The 17,393-nt window shown below is 55.8% G+C and carries 16 protein-coding genes, 1 tRNA gene and 2 rRNA genes; 6 read left to right on the forward strand and 13 right to left on the reverse strand.

Annotated features, from left to right (window positions below; translation table 11 throughout):
• The 3 genes from rrf (ACLEXF_RS14460) to rrf (ACLEXF_RS14470) form a co-directional block, all read left to right on the forward strand.
• Nucleotides 1-103: ribosomal RNA gene (rrf, locus tag ACLEXF_RS14460) — 5S ribosomal RNA — on the forward strand; the annotation flags it as partial.
• 14 nt (nt 104-117) lie between these two features.
• Nucleotides 118-193: transfer RNA gene (locus tag ACLEXF_RS14465), tRNA-Thr, on the forward strand.
• Between the two features lie 38 nt (nt 194-231).
• A 5S ribosomal RNA gene (rrf, locus tag ACLEXF_RS14470) occupies nt 232-347 on the forward strand.
• Nucleotides 348-573: 226 nt separating this feature from the next.
• Here the strand turns inward: rrf (ACLEXF_RS14470) and ACLEXF_RS14475 are convergent.
• The 3 genes from ACLEXF_RS14475 to ACLEXF_RS14485 all read right to left on the reverse strand — a co-directional run bounded on the left by ACLEXF_RS14475 (nt 574) and on the right by ACLEXF_RS14485 (nt 5,351).
• A complete protein-coding gene (locus tag ACLEXF_RS14475; RefSeq protein ID WP_004206262.1) occupies nt 574-795 on the reverse strand; it encodes a membrane protein in 222 nt (73 codons plus the stop codon).
• Between the two features lie 293 nt (nt 796-1,088).
• Nucleotides 1,089-4,199 carry an efflux RND transporter permease subunit gene (locus tag ACLEXF_RS14480; protein WP_004206260.1) on the reverse strand — a complete coding sequence of 1,037 codons (3,111 nt, stop codon included), beginning with the start codon at nt 4,197-4,199 and terminating at the stop codon, nt 1,089-1,091.
• Between the two features lie 12 nt (nt 4,200-4,211).
• On the reverse strand, nt 4,212-5,351 hold the full coding sequence (locus tag ACLEXF_RS14485; protein ID WP_043520994.1) for an efflux RND transporter periplasmic adaptor subunit: 1,140 nt from the start codon (nt 5,349-5,351) through the stop codon (nt 4,212-4,214).
• 375 nt (nt 5,352-5,726) lie between these two features.
• Here ACLEXF_RS14485 and envR point away from each other — a divergent pair, with 375 nt between their 5' ends.
• Nucleotides 5,727-6,380, forward strand: coding sequence for an acrEF/envCD operon transcriptional regulator (envR, locus tag ACLEXF_RS14490; protein WP_004206257.1), 654 nt, complete (start codon nt 5,727-5,729; stop codon nt 6,378-6,380).
• Nucleotides 6,381-6,464: 84 nt separating this feature from the next.
• Here envR and fis read toward each other — a convergent pair whose 3' ends face one another.
• From fis to msrP, 10 genes are all read right to left on the reverse strand, one after another.
• Nucleotides 6,465-6,761, reverse strand: a complete 297-nt coding sequence (gene fis / locus ACLEXF_RS14495) for a DNA-binding transcriptional regulator Fis (RefSeq protein ID WP_000462905.1) — start codon at nt 6,759-6,761, stop codon at nt 6,465-6,467.
• A 24-nt stretch (nt 6,762-6,785) separates the two neighbouring features.
• Entirely contained in the window at nt 6,786-7,751 is a 966-nt protein-coding gene (gene dusB / locus ACLEXF_RS14500) for a tRNA dihydrouridine synthase DusB (RefSeq protein ID WP_004144972.1), read from the reverse strand.
• Between the two features lie 357 nt (nt 7,752-8,108).
• Entirely contained in the window at nt 8,109-8,990 is an 882-nt protein-coding gene (prmA, locus tag ACLEXF_RS14505) for a 50S ribosomal protein L11 methyltransferase (RefSeq protein WP_064178170.1), read from the reverse strand.
• A gap of 11 nt (nt 8,991-9,001) precedes the next feature.
• A complete protein-coding gene (gene panF, locus ACLEXF_RS14510; RefSeq protein ID WP_004206255.1) occupies nt 9,002-10,453 on the reverse strand; it encodes a sodium/pantothenate symporter in 1,452 nt (483 codons plus the stop codon).
• Nucleotides 10,443-10,685: a DUF997 family protein gene (locus ACLEXF_RS14515; protein WP_004206253.1), complete on the reverse strand. Its 243-nt coding sequence runs from the start codon at nt 10,683-10,685 to the stop codon at nt 10,443-10,445. Before ACLEXF_RS14515 ends, panF begins: the two co-directional genes overlap by 11 nt.
• A 110-nt stretch (nt 10,686-10,795) precedes the next feature.
• A complete protein-coding gene (gene accC / locus ACLEXF_RS14520; RefSeq protein WP_004174096.1) occupies nt 10,796-12,145 on the reverse strand; it encodes an acetyl-CoA carboxylase biotin carboxylase subunit in 1,350 nt (449 codons plus the stop codon).
• A gap of 10 nt (nt 12,146-12,155) precedes the next feature.
• A complete protein-coding gene (gene accB, locus ACLEXF_RS14525) occupies nt 12,156-12,623 on the reverse strand; it encodes an acetyl-CoA carboxylase biotin carboxyl carrier protein (RefSeq protein WP_004206250.1) in 468 nt (155 codons plus the stop codon).
• Nucleotides 12,624-12,645: 22 nt separating this feature from the next.
• Nucleotides 12,646-13,098 carry a type II 3-dehydroquinate dehydratase gene (gene aroQ, locus ACLEXF_RS14530; protein ID WP_004206246.1) on the reverse strand — a complete coding sequence of 151 codons (453 nt, stop codon included), beginning with the start codon at nt 13,096-13,098 and terminating at the stop codon, nt 12,646-12,648.
• Nucleotides 13,099-13,330: 232 nt separating this feature from the next.
• Complete coding sequence (gene msrQ / locus ACLEXF_RS14535; protein WP_004206245.1) at nt 13,331-13,930, reverse strand: protein-methionine-sulfoxide reductase heme-binding subunit MsrQ; 600 nt, start codon at nt 13,928-13,930, stop codon at nt 13,331-13,333.
• Nucleotides 13,930-14,931 (reverse strand): protein-methionine-sulfoxide reductase catalytic subunit MsrP, encoded by a 1,002-nt coding sequence (gene msrP, locus ACLEXF_RS14540; protein WP_423265785.1) that lies wholly within the window; start codon nt 14,929-14,931, stop codon nt 13,930-13,932. Before msrP ends, msrQ begins: the two co-directional genes overlap by 1 nt.
• A 231-nt stretch (nt 14,932-15,162) precedes the next feature.
• Between msrP and ACLEXF_RS14545 the strand changes: the two genes are divergently transcribed.
• Complete coding sequence (locus ACLEXF_RS14545) at nt 15,163-15,354, forward strand: hypothetical protein (protein ID WP_017899936.1); 192 nt, start codon at nt 15,163-15,165, stop codon at nt 15,352-15,354.
• Between the two features lie 79 nt (nt 15,355-15,433).
• Entirely contained in the window at nt 15,434-17,374 is a 1,941-nt protein-coding gene (gene csrD / locus ACLEXF_RS14550; protein WP_004206243.1) for an RNase E specificity factor CsrD, read from the forward strand.
• The last annotated feature ends 19 nt before the right edge of the window (nt 17,375-17,393 follow it).

Consider the following 17,393-nt stretch of genomic DNA (forward strand, 5'->3'; position numbering starts at 1 on the left):
GCGCGGTGGTCCCACCTGACCCCATGCCGAACTCAGAAGTGAAACGCCGTAGCGCCGATGGTAGTGTGGGGTCTCCCCATGTGAGAGTAGGGAACTGCCAGGCATCAAATTTAGCGTGCTGATATGGCTCAGTTGGTAGAGCGCACCCTTGGTAAGGGTGAGGTCCCCAGTTCGACTCTGGGTATCAGCACCACTTTTTAGGTTAAAGTTCGGCACGTTGTAAAGAATTTGCCTGGCGACAATAGCGCGGCGGTCCCACCTGACCCCATGCCGAACTCAGAAGTGAAACGTCGTAGCGCCGATGGTAGTGTGGGGTCTCCCCATGTGAGAGTAGGGAATCGCCAGGCATCAAATAAAGCAGAAGGCCCAGTCGAAAGACTGGGCCTTCTGCTTTTGTGTTATCTGTTATCTGTTGATAAACAGTCCTGCCACCAGGGGAAACCCGTCAAAGTCGATTTGCTCGTAATGCAGCAAGGGACAGAGAGTTTATTTGCCCGGTTGTCATGTGGATGATGCGCAGAAGAGCAGATACAGGTTCGACGCTAGCCCCAGTATCTGCTGGTCGGGGGTGAATTAGCGGGTCAACGCAACGATCCCTAACGTGAGGCCGGCTACCGCGGCGGCCCCCCCGGCGATCGCGCCTGCCGTGTCCCAATTGTCTTCTGTTGTGCCCTTCATACAGGTATTGGTGTGGACTAAGCGGCCTTGCGAGTCATAAACCGGCACGCAGGGAGAGTCATGGGCACAGCCTGCCAGCAGAGAGGCCAGCAGCGCCACGATTAAATACTTTTTCATGATATTACCTCTGGATAATCCGCAGGGTTGTACTGAAAGCCAGTGCAGAACGGAATGGCTTATTTTATCACCGCGGATTGTCCGGCCCGGATGCCGAAATCATCTCAATATATGAGCCACGTAAATATCGTGAAGATAAGCAGGGGAATATGCAGAAAAGATGGAGAGAAAGATCGTCTCCCCGCGCTGCCGCACGCGATAGAGGTTGTCAGATAGCGGGAAGCTGAGCGGGTTGCTAATATGCCTGGCGAAAAAAAAGCGCCCGCAGGGGGCGCCTTTAAAACCAGGCCGGGTTATTCAGCGTGCCGGGTAAAACGTCGTCTGACGACCACAAAGAAGACCGGAACAAAGAAGATCGCCAGCAGTGTCGCGGTTAGCATCCCGCCCATGACGCCGGTACCTACCGCATTCTGCGCCCCGCTGCCGGCACCATGGCTAATCACCAGCGGCATGACTCCGAGAATAAAAGCCAGAGAGGTCATCAGAATGGGTCGCAGGCGCATCCGCGATGCCTCCAGGGTTGCTTCAATGATCCCTTTCCCCTCTTTCTCCATCAGATCCTTGGCGAATTCGACGATCAGGATCGCGTTCTTCGCCGACAAACCGATCGTGGTCAGAAGGCCTACCTGAAAGTACACGTCATTATTCAGCCCACGCAGCGTGGCGGCTAACAGCGCGCCGATCACCCCCAGCGGAACCACTAACATGACTGAGAATGGAATCGACCAGCTCTCATACAGCGCCGCCAGGCACAGGAAGACGACAATCAGCGAGATGGCATAAAGCGCGGGAGCCTGGTTGCCGGAAAGGCGTTCCTGGTAAGACATCCCGGTCCAGTCGTAACCAATGCCGCTCGGCAGCTTACTGGCCAGCGCTTCCATCAGCGCCATGGCTTCCCCGGTACTTTTACCCGGCGAGGCTTCACCGAGGATTTCCATGGAGGGTAAACCGTTGTAGCGTTCCAGACGCGGCGAGCCATAAATCCAGCGCGAAGTGACGAAGGCGGAGAACGGGACCATTTCGCCATTGGCGCTACGAACATACATATTGTTAATGTCGCTCGGCAGCATACGGAAATGGGCATCAGCCTGGACGTACACTTTCTTGACGCGACCACGGTCAATAAAGTCATTGACGTAGTACCCGCCCAGCGCGGCTGATATCGTTTCATTGATATCGGAGAGCGATACGCCCAGCGCCTGCGCTTTTTCCTGGTCGACATCCAGTTTGAACTGCGGCGTATCTTCCAGCCCATTAGGCCGTACCCGCACCAGCTGATCCGGATGCTGTTTCACCATGCCCAGCAGTTGATTGCGCGCCTGCGTCAGGGCGGTATGACCTAGCCCGCCCTGGTCGATCAGCTCAAAGTCGAAGCCGGTGGCGGTACCCAGCTCAATAATGGCAGGCATGTTGAACGGGAAAACCATGGCGTCCTTGATCTGGCTGAAGGCCACGGTGGCTCGCTTGATGATGGACTCCACGCTGTTTTCATCACCGCTGCGCGCTTCCCAGGGTTTCAGGCTGACAAACGCCATGCCGGAGTTTTGCCCCTGGCCGCTGAAGCTGAAGCCGTTCACGGTAAAGACGCTGTCGACGTTAGCCTTCTCGTTATGCAGATAGTAGTCGGTCACGGTATCCAGCACTTTCTGTGTCCGCTCCTGGGTGGCGCCGGAGGGCAGCTGGATCATGGTCAGGAAGACCCCCTGGTCTTCATCGGGTAGAAAGGATGTCGGGAGACGCATAAACAGCACGGCCATTCCCACGACGATCAGCAGATAGATCACCAGGTAACGGCCGGTTCCACGCAAAATACCGCTGACGCTGTTGGTGTAGTGGTTAACGCTCTGGTCAAAGCGGGCGTTAAACCAGCCGAAGAAGCCTTTTTTCTCATGGTGTTCGACCGAGGACGGCTTTAACAACGTGGCGCAGAGCGCTGGCGTCAGGACCAGGGCAACCAGCACGGAGAGCGCCATGGCGGAAACGATGGTGATCGAAAACTGGCGATAAATCGCGCCGGTGGAACCGCCGAAGAAGGCCATCGGCACGAATACCGCAGAGAGCACCATGGCGATACCCACCAGCGCCCCCTGGATCTGCGACATCGACTTTTCCGTCGCTTCTTTTGGCGAGAGTTTTTCCTCAACCATCACGCGCTCAACGTTTTCCACTACGACGATAGCGTCATCGACCAGCAGACCTATCGCCAGCACCATGCCAAACATCGTCAGGGTGTTGATGGAGTAGCCAAACATCGACAGTACGGCGAAGGTGCCCAACAGCACGACGGGCACGGCAATGGTCGGAATGAGCGTTGCGCGCATGTTCTGCAGGAACAGATACATGACAAGGAAGACGAGAATAATCGCTTCAAATAGCGTTTTGACCACTTCGTGAATAGAGATTTTAACGAAAGGGGTCGTATCGTACGGATAGACCACCTTCATTCCCTGGGGGAAGTAAGGCTGCAGTTCGGCCAGCTTCGCTTTAATCGCCGTGGCGGTATCCAGCGCGTTGGCGCCGGTCGCAAGCTTAATACCCAGACCAGAGGCGGGCTTACCGTTAATTCTGGCGACGACGTTGTAGTTCTCTCCGCCCAGCTCAATGCGGGCGACATCTTTCAGATGGACGACAGAGCCATCGGCATTGACCCGCAGCGTGACCTTGCCAAACTCCTGCGGATCTTTAAGCCGCGTCTGGGCAATGATCGACGCATTGAGCTGCTGGCCTTTTAGCGCTGGCGTACCGCCCAGCTGGCCGGCGGCGATCTGATCGTTCTGAACCTGCAGCGCATTAATGACATCCACTGGCGTCAGGTTGTATTTGTTCAGCAGGTTGCCATCCAGCCAGATGCGCATGGCGTACTGTGCGCCAAACAGCTGGACATCGCCCACACCGTTGAGGCGGCTGATGGGATCTTTAACATTAGAGGCGACATAGTCGGAAATATCGTCCTGGGTAGTGACCGGGTTATCAGAGATAAAGCCGGCCACCAGCAGGAAGCTGCTGCTGGACTTTTCTACGCTAATTCCCTGCTGCTGGACTTCCTGAGGCAGCAGCGGGGTGGCCAGCTGCAGTTTGTTTTGCACCTGCACCTGGGCGATATCCGGATCGGTGCCGGACTTAAAGGTAAGCGTGATGGTTACTGAGCCGGCGGAATCGCTGGTCGACGACATATACATCAGGTTGTCGATACCGTTCATGTTCTGCTCAATAACCTGAGTGACCGTGTCCTGCACGGTCTGGGCATCCGCACCAGGATAGGTAGCGGAGATCGCCACCGCAGGGGGCGCTATCGTCGGATACTGCGCTATCGGCAACTGCAGAATGGCCAGACCTCCGGCAATCATCATGATGATCGCCAGCACCCAGGCAAAGACTGGTCGATGGATAAAAAACTTAGACATGGCTGGGTATCCTTATTGTGCGACCGGTGCCGCACGCTCCGCTTCTGCTTTAACGGTGACGCCTGGACGGACTTTCTGTAAGCCGCTGATAATCACCTTATCGCCCGACTTCAGCCCGCTGGTGATAAGCCACTTATCGCCCACGGCCTGGGAAGCTACCACCTGACGGGTTTCAACCTGGTTTTTGTCATTCACCAGCATGACGGAGGCATCGCCCCGCGGCGTACGGGTCACCCCCTGCTGCGGCACCAGGATGGCCTGCGGATCGGTGCCTTCATCGATGCGGGCGCGAACGAACATTCCCGGCAGCAGGACATGCTGTGGGTTAGGGAAGATAGCGCGCAGGGTAATTGAACCTGTACTTTCATCGACAGTCACGTCGGAGAACTGCAGCGAACCCTTAAGCGGATAGGCCTGACCGTTCTCCATCACCAGCTCAACGCTTTTGGTGTCGCCGCCGCGTTGCAGGCTTTCCTGCTTAAGGCGCATGAAGTCATTGCTGGATTCCGTCACGTCGACGTAGATCGGATCGAGCTGCTGGACGGTAGCCAGGGCATCCGACTGACCGTTGGTGACCAACGCTCCCTCGGTGACGCTCGATTTACCGATGCGTCCGCTAATGGGAGAGGTCACTTTGGTGTAGGCCAGGTTGATGCGGGCACTTTCCACGGAGGCTTTGGTGGCGATGACGTCAGCGTCGGCCTGGCGGGCGGTGGCCACCGCCTGATCGTATTCCTGCTGACTGATATACTTGGTGCCCAGCAGCGGAACGTAGCGTTTCACCGTTAAGTGGGCGATGGCGGCTGCGGCTTCGGCTTTAGCCTCATCGCCCTTGGCGCTGTTCCACGCCGCCTGGTAGGTTGCCGGATCGATCTGATAGAGCGACTGGCCTGCTTCGACATCGCTTCCTTCAACAAAGTTACGCTTCAGGATGATTCCGCTTACCTGAGGGCGGACTTCCGCCACGCGAAAAGCTGAAGTTCGGCCTGGCAGTTCGGTGGTGACCGACAGCGGCGCGCTGTTCACGACATGGACCGTCACCTGCGGCGCCTGGGCATGGGGTTGCGGGTTGTCCGAATTATCGCAGCCGGTAAGCAATAAGGCCGAGATAATTAAACCGGATAAAAGTGTCACTCTGGCGTGAGTTGTCATGGCGGTTCCTTATAGATTACGTGCCAAATTCGGCGGCGAATCTTTGAAAGAAAGAGGGAATTAAAAAGCAGTTTGCCATCCTACAAATAAACGCCGCTGGATGTAAGGGATACTTATTTTTGAGCAATCAGCAAGGCACGCAAAAACAAAAAAGCGCGCAGGATTTTTTTGCTATTTACCTCAATTGTAAAACTTAATAAATAGACATCAATTCAGTGAATGGGTTATTTATTAATATTATTTTGGGTGATTTATTTGGCGGCAGCTTCAGAATTAACTTGTCTGCATTTTTGCTAAAAAATATTCCATGACAAATGTTAGGTTAAGCGATCTTCAGAAAATCCTGAATAACCTGTCTGACGGGAAGGGGCTTGTATGGCTAGAAAAACGAAAGAAGAGGCGCTACGCACGCGGCAGCTCCTGATTGAGTCCGCGATCCAGCAGTTCGCCCTGCGGGGGGTGACCAACACAACCCTGACGGATATTGCTGATGCGGCGGGAGTGACCCGCGGCGCCGTATACTGGCATTTTGCCAGTAAGACTGAGCTGTTTAATGAAATGTGGCAGCAGCAGCCACCGCTCAGGGATTTGATTCAGCATAGCCTCGTAACAGAGAATGAACAGGAGCCGTTAAATGCATTGCGCGAGCGGTTTATTACCGGGCTCCGCTATATTGCTGCGAATCCTCGCCAGCGCGCGCTGATGCAAATTCTTTATCAGCGCTGCGAGTTTGCCAATGATATGCTTTCGGAAAACGAAATTCGCCAGCGCATTGGTTTTAATTATTCGCTGATTGGCGGCATGCTTCAGCGCTGTGTGCGTAACAATATATTGCCAGCCGAAACAAATATTGAAGTGATATTAATTGTTTTACACAGCGCCTTTTCCGGGCTGATTAAAAACTGGCTGCTCGATCCGCAACGCTTCGATCTTTATCAGCAGGCGCCTGCGCTGGTGGATAATGTTATGGCGGTAGTCTGTGCTGCTCATGTATCGGAGGCGCCGGTACTGCGGGCGGTGAATCAGTGATGTGTCCCGCTGTCGCAGGTAATAAAAAAGGCGCTTCCCCATGCCGAAGAGCGCCTTTTATATCAAGCAAGCAACTGACTAGTATCAGTTCATGCCGTATTTTTTCAGTTTTTTACGCAGCGTACCGCGGTTGATGCCCATCATCAGGGCAGCGCGGGTCTGGTTACCACGGGTGTATTGCATCACCATGTCCAACAGGGGCTGTTCAACTTCAGCCAGTACCAGCTCATACAGGTCATTCACATCCTGACCGTTCAGTTGAGCAAAATAGTTCTTCAGTGCCTGTTTAACCGAGTCACGCAGGGGCTTTTGAGTTACCTGATCCTGAGAGTTAACGGTAGAAACGGTCAGTACGTCAGAATTTACGCGTTGTTCGAACATAGTTCTGTCAGCTCTTTATTTCTATTACGCAAAATTTTCGAAGTATGCCTCCAACGCCTCCAGCTGTTCGCTGGCATCCTCAATGGCGTTGAATGTGCGCCGAAACTGGTCATCTGGAGCATGTTCCTGAAGATACCAGGAGACGTGTTTACGCGCGATTCGGTACCCTTTTGCCTGACCATAAAAGTCATGCAATTCCCGAACGTGCGCACAAAGCAAGCGCTTGACCTCTGCCAGCGGCAGCGGGGGCAGCAGCTCTCCAGTGTCCAGATAATGCTGGATTTCCCGAAAGATCCAGGGTCTTCCCTGAGCTGCACGGCCTATCATCAGGGCATCAGCCCCTGTATAGTCGAGCACAGCTCTGGCTTTAAGCGGGTCAGTAATGTCGCCATTCGCGATAATCGGAATGGAAACTTTCTGCTTAACTGCCCGAATACTGTCGTACTCAGCGTCTCCGTTAAACAAGCAGGCGCGGGTGCGTCCGTGAATAGTCAGAGCCTGAATGCCACACTCTTCGGCCAGTTGGGCAATCTCTACGCAGTTACGGTGTTCCGGTTCCCAACCGGTGCGAATCTTGAGAGTCACAGGAACGTCCACCGCATTCACGACCGCCGTCAGGATCGACTTCACCTGGTCGGGGTACTGCAAGAGGGCTGAACCTGCAAGCTTGCGATTCACCTTTTTCGCCGGGCATCCCATATTGATATCAATAATCTGGGCGCCGCTTTCCACGTTAATCCGCGCGGCGGCAGCCATCTCTTCCGGCACGCTACCGGCGATTTGCACGGTACGAATACCGGGCTCATCAATATGCACCATCCGTAAACGGGACTTGTCGCTCTCCCACACCTGTGGGTTAGAGGACATCATCTCGGAAACGGTTAAACCCGCTCCCATCTCGTAGCACAGCGTCCGGAATGGTCTGTCAGTAATGCCAGCCATGGGCGCTGCGATCAGGCGATTTCTGAGCTGGTGGTGTCCGATGCGCATGAGTTAAGAAATGACCATACTGTGACTGCAAGGCGGCGTATATTACGCATTTTTTGCACGAGATGAAAGGCCAAACTTTGAGCAATCCTCTGTTGCAGATCAATGAATCCGGGACTAACGTAAAAGGGATGAATAAATACTTATATTAATCATTGATTTAATGGCTGATGGATAATTTGTGTCCATTTATAAAATCATAAAACTTCTCGATTTTTCTTAGACAAACTCGCTACCAGGCGATATAAAACGCTGTTTTTATAGTCAAAAAAGTGCTCTGTAGTGCGATCTGCCTCTCATTTCCTGGCATTATTTGGTGGCTACTGGAAACAAAAATGCGGCCCACAGGCCGCATTGCACTTAGTTTTTCCGGCCGGTGATCCGGCACCACTCCTCTTTCTCGACCACCGGGTCAAGTGTGAAGATATCGGCGTAGGCTTCACAGACGCTCTCCGCCTGGCTGGCAAGGATGCCGGAAAGCCCCAGCAAACCGCCTGAAACAGGCAGGACGCTGATTAACGGCGCCAGCTCACGTAACGGGCCAGCCAGGATATTGGCGACCACGACGTCGGCTTTCATCGACTCGGGCTGGTCCTGAGGAAGATAGAGCTCCAGACGCTCAGAGACGCCGTTACGCTGCGCGTTATCGCGGCTGGCCTGAATAGCCTGCGGGTCGATATCAATGCCGATCGCTTTTGCGGCTCCCAGCTTCAGCGCGGCAATCGCCAGGATGCCGGAACCGCAGCCGAAATCAATGACCGTTTTTCCGTTGAGGTCGAGTCCATCGAGCCACTGCAGGCACAGGGATGTCGTCGGGTGCGTGCCGGTACCGAAGGCCAGACCCGGATCGAGCATCACGTTGACGGCATTTTCATCCGGAACGTCGCGCCAGCTCGGGCAGATCCACAGCCGCTCACCGAAGCGCATCGGATGGAAGTTATCCATCCATTCCCGCTCCCAGTCTTTATCTTCCAGCTGCTCGATCTTATGCGCGAATCCGGCGCCCAGCAGCGGGTGCTGCTCCAGTTGGGCAACGACCGCTTTCATATCGGTTTCGGCATCGAACAGGCCGATCACGTCGGTGTCGCCCCACAGCCGGGTTTCCCCGGGTAACGGCTCAAATACCGGCGTATCGTGCGTATCCTGGAAGGTGATCGAGACCGATCCGGCCTCCATCAGCGCATCGCTAAGATCTTCAGCGTTCGCGCCGGTGGTATTTAGTTTCAGTTGGATCCATGGCATAGCAAAACTCTTTATTTATCAGTAGTCAAAATAGGTGGCTGTGGTGCGGGACGGCCGAAACGATTCCCTGCCACAAACGCCAGTAAACTCAGCAGCAGCGCGGGAACGATCGGATGGAAGCCGAGAAACTGCACTTTCAGCGTGGCAAGTACCGCATACAGTACACCACCCACGATCATCGCGCTCAGCGCGCCAGCCGCGTTGGCACGTTCCCAATACAGGCCCAGCACCAGCGGCCACAGAAAGACGGCTTCCAGGCCGCCGAAGGCCAGCAGGTTCAGCCAGATAATCATCTCTGGCGGTCGCCAGGCCGCGAGCAGCAGCAGGACACCCAACAGGAGCGTAATGCCGGCGGACATGCGTTTTAGCCGCTTTTCGTTAGTCGCCTGATCCGGACGCCAATTCAGATACAGATCCTTGATGATCGTAGCGGAACTTTGCAGAAGTTGGGCATTGATCGTCGACATAATCGCCGCCATCGGCGCGGCCAGAAAGATCCCTGCCGCAAAGGGCGGGAGCACTTTGACCATCAGCGTCGGGATCACCAGATCCGGTACGGTGAGGTCAGGGATCACCGCCCGACCTAACGCGCCGGCCAGGTGCATGCCAAACATCAGGATCGCCACCACGATGGTGCCGATAATGATGCCGCGATGCACGGCTTTGCTGTCTTTGTAGGAGATACAGCGCACGGCGGTATGCGGGAGGCCTATCACGCCGAAGCAGACCAGCACCCAAAACGAGGCCATAAAGGTTGGCGAGAGGATATCTTCCGCCCCCTGAGGGGACACCAGCTTGACATCGATCGACTGCAGGGTCTCTACCGCATGGCCAATCCCGCCGGCGGCGTGGATCACCCCCACCAGCAGCACGATCGTGCCGATCAGCATCACCATGCCCTGCATGGTGTCGTTGAGCACGCTGGCGCGAAAGCCGCCATAAGCGGTATACAGCGCGATGCTGATGCCGAAGATCAGCAGACCGGTATCGTAGGGAATACCCGCAGCCGTCTCCAGCAGGCGGGCACCGCCGATAAACTGGACGGTCATGGCGCCAACGAAGGCTACCAGCAGACTCAGGCTGGCCAGCCAGACCAGCAGACGACTCTGGTAGCGCGCAAACAGCATGTCATTGAGGGTGACGGCGTTGTAACGGCGCGCAAGAATGGCGAATTTTTTTCCCAGTACGCCCAGCGACAGCCAGATGGCGGGAAGCTGGATCATTGCCAGCAGCACCCAGCCCAGGCCGTATTTATAGGCGGCGCCGGGTCCGCCGATAAATGAGCTGGCGCTGATATAGGTGGCGGTTAGCGTCATGGCCAGCACGAAGCCGCCCATCGAGCGGCTGCCGAGAAAGTACTCATTCAGAAAGCTTCCTGAGGCTCGTTTTCGCATGGCGTAAAGGGATAAGCCGAACACCACCACCAGATAGGCGATCAGGGGAATAATGACCTCAAACTGCATCATCGTCCTCCAGAGGAATGTCGCGAAAAACCAGTTTGACCATCGCCCAGCACAGCAGAATAAACAGCAGCGGAACCAGCAGGCAGGCCATTTCAAACCAGTGGGGCAGGCCGGTAAAACCGATAGCCACCCCCGGCAGATAGGCGGCGGCCAGCCAGGCGGCAAGATAGAGAAGGGTCAGCCACAGCGCCCAGCGCGCTTCTTTGTGGGCCTGAACAAAGCGTTTGTCCATTTTTTGTCCCTTGAGGATGAAGAAAGCGGGGATTGTACCGCATGGTATAGATGAGGAGAGAGAAAAAGAAAAAAGGCCGGAAAATCCGGCCTTTTGCTGAGAGTGCAGAATTATTTTTCCTGCAAGCCGAGTTTTTTCTCCAGATAGTGGATGTTGGTGCCACCATGCTGGAAGTTCTCGTCGCTCATAATGCGCATCTGCAGATCGACGTTGGTCTTGATGCCATCGATGATCAGCTCCTGCAGCGCATTCTTCATGCGGGCAATCGCCACGTCACGGCTTTCGCCGTAGCAGATCAGTTTGCCGATCATGGAGTCATAGTACGGCGGTACGGTGTAACCGGCGTAAATATGGGACTCCCAGCGCACGCCAAAGCCGCCCGGCGCGTGGAAACGGGTAATTTTACCCGGGCTCGGCAGGAAGGTGTTCGGGTCTTCGGCGTTGATACGGCATTCCACCGCATGGCCGCGAACCACCACTTCATCCTGCTTGATGGACAGCGGCTGACCGGCTGCGATACGCAGCTGCTCTTTGATCAGGTCAACGCCGGTGATCATTTCAGTTACCGGATGCTCTACCTGGATACGGGTGTTCATTTCAATGAAGTAGAACTCGCCGTTTTCGAACAGGAACTCAAAGGTACCCGCCCCGCGGTAGCCGATATCGACACAGGCTTTCGCGCAACGCTCGCCGATGTAGCGACGCAGTTCCGGGGTGATGCCCGGCGCCGGCGCTTCTTCGACCACTTTCTGGTGACGGCGCTGCATGGAGCAGTCACGTTCAGCCAGATAGATAGCGTTACCCTGACCGTCCGCCAGCACCTGAATTTCGATGTGACGCGGGTTTTCCAGGTATTTCTCCATGTAGACCATGTCGTTGTTGAAAGCCGCTTTGGCTTCCGCTTTGGTCATGGAGATGGACTGGGCCAGTTCAGCGTCGCTGCGCACAACGCGCATACCGCGACCGCCGCCGCCGCCGGAGGCCTTGATGATCACCGGATAGCCGATGCGTTTGGCATGGGCGCGGTTAGCGTCCATGTCGTCGGTCAGCGGGCCGTCAGAACCGGGTACGGTCGGGACGCCGGCTTTTTTCATGGCGGTGATCGCGGACACTTTGTCGCCCATCAGGCGGATGGTGTCGGCTTTCGGGCCGATGAAGATAAAGCCGGAGCGCTCAACCTGCTCAGCAAAGTTGGCGTTCTCAGAGAGGAAGCCATACCCCGGGTGAATTGCTACCGCGCCGGTGATCTCAGCGGCGCTGATGATAGCCGGGATGTTCAGATAGCTTTTTACGGACGGAGCCGGACCGATGCAGACCGTCTCATCCGCTAACAATACGTGTTTTAGATCGCGATCCGCGGTGGAATGCACAGCAACGGTCTTGATGCCTAGTTCTTTACAGGCACGCAGGATGCGCAGTGCGATCTCGCCACGGTTAGCGATGACAATTTTATCCAGCATGTTCGCCTCGTTACTCGATAACTACCAGCGGCTCGTCGAATTCTACCGGTTGGCCGCTTTCGATCAGAATGGCTTTCACCACGCCGGCTTTGTCGGCTTCGATCTGGTTCATCATTTTCATCGCTTCGACGATGCACAGGGTGTCGCCCACGTTAACTTTCTGGCCAACTTCCACAAACGCTTTCGCGTCCGGGCTTGGCGTACGATAGAAAGTACCAACCATCGGGGAACGTACGATGTGACCACTGATTTCCGCTTTTGCCGGCGCTTCTGCTGCTGCAGCTGGCGCGGCAGCCGCGGCGGCAGGTGCCTGAGGCTGCATCATCGGCGCAGCATAAGCCTGCTGCATAACCGGATAGCTTGCGGCCGGTGCAGAGCGGCTGATGCGAACAGACTCTTCGCCTTCAGAAATTTCCAGTTCGGAGATACCTGATTCTTCAACCAGCTCGATCAGTTTTTTAATCTTACGAATATCCATGAGTGGGTTCCGTACTCTTTGTTTAGTGTGATTGTGACAGGCGTTTTACCGCCGTCTGTAAAGCGTATGAATAGCCGTCCGCCCCCAGTCCGCAGATAACGCCAGCGGCGATATCTGACAGATACGAATGCTGGCGGAAGGGTTCGCGTGCATGCACATTGCTCAGGTGAATCTCGATAAACGGGATGTTCACGGCAAGCAACGCGTCACGGATTGCTACGCTGGTATGCGTGAACGCGGCCGGATTAATCAGGATATAGTCCACGTTGTCTTTAGCCTGATGAATTCGGTCGATTAACGCATGCTCCGCGTTGGACTGCAGGTGATCCAGGCTCACATTCAGCGCCGCTGCTTCAGATGTTAAATGGTTAACAATCTCAGCCAGCGTGAGAGATCCATACTTCTCTGGCTCGCGGGTACCGAGCATGTTAATGTTTGGACCATTCAAAAGCAAAATGTGAAACTTGTCTGCCATCGTGTGGCGATCTCCTGCCATTTTCGGGTAAAAAACAACATATACCTTCAATGCGCCCTTGTCACCTTTTCAGGGTCAGAAAACCCTGTCAGGAAAGCCAAAGTCGCACATTATAACGATTTCGTAGCAATTGGCAGCTAAATACTGGTCTTATCAGGGAAGATTATCAACCGCTATCTTAAAAAGAGTCGCGGTTGATAAAGGATCTGCGGGAAACTGCACATTACCGGATTCAGCGCCACCACTGGCGAAACTTCTTGTAACGCCATGCCAGGAGCGCGACTGCCAGCAGGGCATAAATGATGGGCTGCGGTGAGAGGATCTTCACTGACCACAGGTAGTGAATCGGCGCGAGGATCGCCACCAGATAGACGAAGTTGTGTAAAAGTTGCCAACGGCGGCCCAGTTTTCGCTGCATCGCCTGCGTCGACGTCGCCGCCAGCGCCAGCAGGATCGCCCAACTGACCATGCCTAACGTCAGATAGGGGCGGTTGATAATCTCCGAGCCCAGCAGCGCCAGATTGTTAATGCCCAGCTCCAGCAGGGTATAGCTGGTCAGGTGCAGGGTCGCCCAGGCGAAACACCATAAACCTAACAGGCGGCGAACGCGAATCAATAATGGCTGTTTCGCGTAGCGCGCCAGCGGGGAGACCAGCAGCGTCGCCAGCAGAAACTTCAGCGCCATCCTGCCGGTAAAATGCTGGATATCCTTGGCCGGATCGGCGCTAAAGTAGCCCTGGTGCCCGGCCCAGAATAACCAGACCAGCGGCAAAAACCCCGCCAGATGAAGTAAAACCTTCAACCAGGCGATCTGTTTGACGGTGAAACGCACTAGAAGTTCTCCCGCAGATTCATGCCGCGATACAGCGACGCCACCTCGTCGGCATAGCCGTTAAACAGCAGCGTCGGTTGACGTTTCACATCGAGCACGCCGCCGGCACCGATAAACCGCTCGCTAGCCTGTGACCAGCGGGGGTGATCGACGTGCGGATTGACGTTGGCGAAGAAGCCGTATTCGTCCGGCGCCGCGAGGTTCCAGGTGGTCGGTGGCCGCTCGCGGGTCAGTTCAATGCTGACGATGGATTTAATGCCTTTGAAACCGTACTTCCACGGCACGGTAAGGCGGACCGGCGCGCCGTTTTGCGGCGGCAGCGCTTTGCCATACACCCCGACGGTGAGCAGCGTCAGCGGGTGCAGCGCTTCATCCAGCCGCAACCCCTCCACGTAAGGGTAAGCGAGCCCGCCGCCGATAAACCGATCTTTCTGCCCGGGCATTTGATCCGGGGCATAGAGGGTTTTGAAGGCCACATAGCGCGCGTTGCTGGTGGGCTCCACCAGCGCCAACAGCTTATGCAGCGGGAAGCCGACCCAGGGGACCACCATCGACCAGGCTTCCACGCAGCGCATACGGTAAATACGCTCTTCCAGCGGGAAGCGTTTGGTCAGATCGTCATGGTCAAGGGTCAGCGGCTTCGCCACCTCACCGCCGATGGTCAACGTCCAGGGATCGGTGCGCAGGCTACCCGCGTTCGCCGCCGGATCGGCTTTATCGAGGCCGAATTCATAAAAGTTATTGTAGCCGGAGACTTTATCTTCCGGAGTAAGCGTCAGGTTAGCCTGCCATTCAGCGGGTTTAGCAAAGTCCAGGGCCTTGCCCGCCGGGGCTGGCGGACGGTCGTGGCCTTTAAACCAGTCCAGCAGGTCGGCCTGTGCGGCGGCGGGAAGCGAAAGGGCGGTCGTGCTGATGCCCAGCATTTTCAGCACCTGGCGCCGCTGGAGCATAAAAACGGATTCGGCCGTGACGTCGGCTTCCGTCAGTTTTTTTCTTTTCATGGTGTCCTCCGTCATGCGTTTCCCTAAGCATGACGGAGGCGGCGATGAATCGCGAATATGTCACGAAAAATTGCACATTAGGCGCATTCGCCACCGCCGAAGCTGGGGCGCGGTCGTCCAGGAATCATCGGAAAGTGGCGCATGACGTTTCCTTTAACGCGCCTGACCCGGCATCTTTAGCAGGGGAAAAAAGCGGGCGGGAGGCTGGCAGGATGGAAAATTAGCAATAATGTGCGCCGCTGGCGCGGGTTTGCCATCCAGCGTCTAAAATTAAAGCGCTTCTGGCGCAGGCCGCAGGCGGGCGGCGTTTGGCAAATTTTTTCTGCCGACTATACTCGCTATCGGCATACTTTCGCCGATAATACGCATTCCATTGCCAGACTCGCCATCTTTGATAGTATGCGTCGCGCTTTAAAAGGTTAATGCTAGCGTCAAGGCGCGCGCCGGCACGGGAGCCTGATGGTTCATCGGGCAGTCATTCACTCGCGGAGTTAACACAGGGATGCGATTAACGACGAAGTTCTCAGCCTTTATCACGCTGCTAACTAGCCTGACCATCTTTGTCACGCTGATTGGCGCTTCGCTGAGTTTTTACAACGGCATTGAGAACAAGGTCGAAAACCGGGTTCAGGCGGTGGCGACCATGCTGGATAACCGGCTCATCACCACCTCTTTTGATAAGCTTGAGCCGCAGCTGGATGAGCTGATGACGCCGATAGAGATCGTGCATATCGATTTCATGCTTAACGGTAAACCGCTCTACAGCCACTCCCGAACCGACAGCTACCGCCCGCTGGGCAGTCATGAGCAATTCCGTGAGATCACGGTCCCGTCGTTGAAACATCCCGGTATCACCCTGCATCTGGTCTACGTTGACCCGATGGTGAACTATTTCCGTTCGCTGTCAATCACCGCCCCGCTGTCGATCTCCATCGGCTTCATGGTGGTGATTATTTTCTTCGCCGTCCGCTGGATACGCCGCCAGCTGGCAGGTCAGGAACTGCTTGAGCTTCGTTCCACGCGCATCCTGAGCGGCGAGCGCGGGCCGCAGGTGCGCGGGTCAGTCTATGAATGGCCTGCCAGCACCAGTAGCGCGCTGGATATGCTGCTGTCGGAGCTGCAATTCGCCAGCGATCAGCGCAGCCGGATGGATACGCTGATTCGCTCCTATGCGGCACAGGATTCCAAAACCGGGCTGAACAATCGCCTGTTTTTTGACAATCAGTTGGCCACGCTGCTCGAAGATCAGGAGAAGGTGGGGGCGTACGGCATCGTGATGATGATCCGTCTGCCGGAGTTTGATCTGCTGCGGGACAACTGGGGACGAGCGGCGGCCGAAGAACATTACTTCACGCTAATCAACCTGCTCTCTACCTTTATTATGCGTTACCCTGGCGCGCTGCTGGCCCGCTATCACCGTAGCGACTTCGCCGTGCTGCTGCCGCACCGCACGTTAAAAGAGGCGGATAGCATCGCTGGACTGTTGCTGAAGGCCATGGACGCGCTGCCTCCGACGCGCATTCTCGATCGTGACGATATGATGCATATCGGCATCTGTTCTTTCCGCAGTGGACAATCGGCGGCGCAAGTGATGGAACATGCTGAAGCAGCAACGCGCAACGCGGTGCTGCAGGGCAGCAACAGCTGGTCGGTCTATGACGATACCCTTCCGGAGAAAGGCCGCGGCAACGTTCGCTGGCGGACGCTGATCGAACAGATGCTGAGCCGCGGCGGGCCGCGGTTGTATCAGAAACCCGCCGTCACTCGCGATGGCCGGGTGCATCACCGTGAACTGATGTCGCGGATGTACGACGGTAAGGAAGAGGTGATCGCCGCCGAGTATATGCCGATGGTGCTGCAGTTTGGCCTGGCGGAGGAGTATGACCGCCTGCAGGTGACGCGCCTGCTGCCATTTTTAGGCTTCTGGCCCGAGGAGAATCTGGCGCTCCAGCTGTCGGTGGAGTCGCTGATCCGTCCGCGATTCCAGCGCTGGCTGCGTGATGCTCTGATGCAGTGTGAAAAATCGCAGCGTCAGCGGATTATTTTTGAACTTGCTGAGGCAGATGTTTGTCAATATATCGGCCGTCTGCAGCCGGTTATGCGGTTGGTTAACGCGCTTGGCGTTCGGGTGGCGGTGGTTCAGGCAGGGTTAACCCTGGTGGGAACTAGCTGGATCAAGCAGCTGGATGCGGAGCTGATCAAACTGCATCCGGGGCTGGCGCGCAATATCGAAAAGCGCAGCGAGAACCAGCTGCTGGTGCAAAGCCTGGTGGAAGCCTGTAAAGGCATGCCTATGCAAGTTTTTGCGACGGGCGTACGCAGCCGCAGCGAGTGGCTGGTACTGTCCCAATGCGGTGTCACGGGCGGGCAGGGGGAATTTTTTGCCGCCTCACAGCCACTTGACACAAATGTGAAAAAATATTCGCAAAGATACTCGGTTTGATCTGCCGTTTAGCGTGATT

It is taken from the genome of Klebsiella pneumoniae complex sp. WS1778, from assembly GCF_049472055.1.
In the GTDB taxonomy this organism is placed as follows: domain Bacteria; phylum Pseudomonadota; class Gammaproteobacteria; order Enterobacterales; family Enterobacteriaceae; genus Klebsiella; species Klebsiella quasipneumoniae.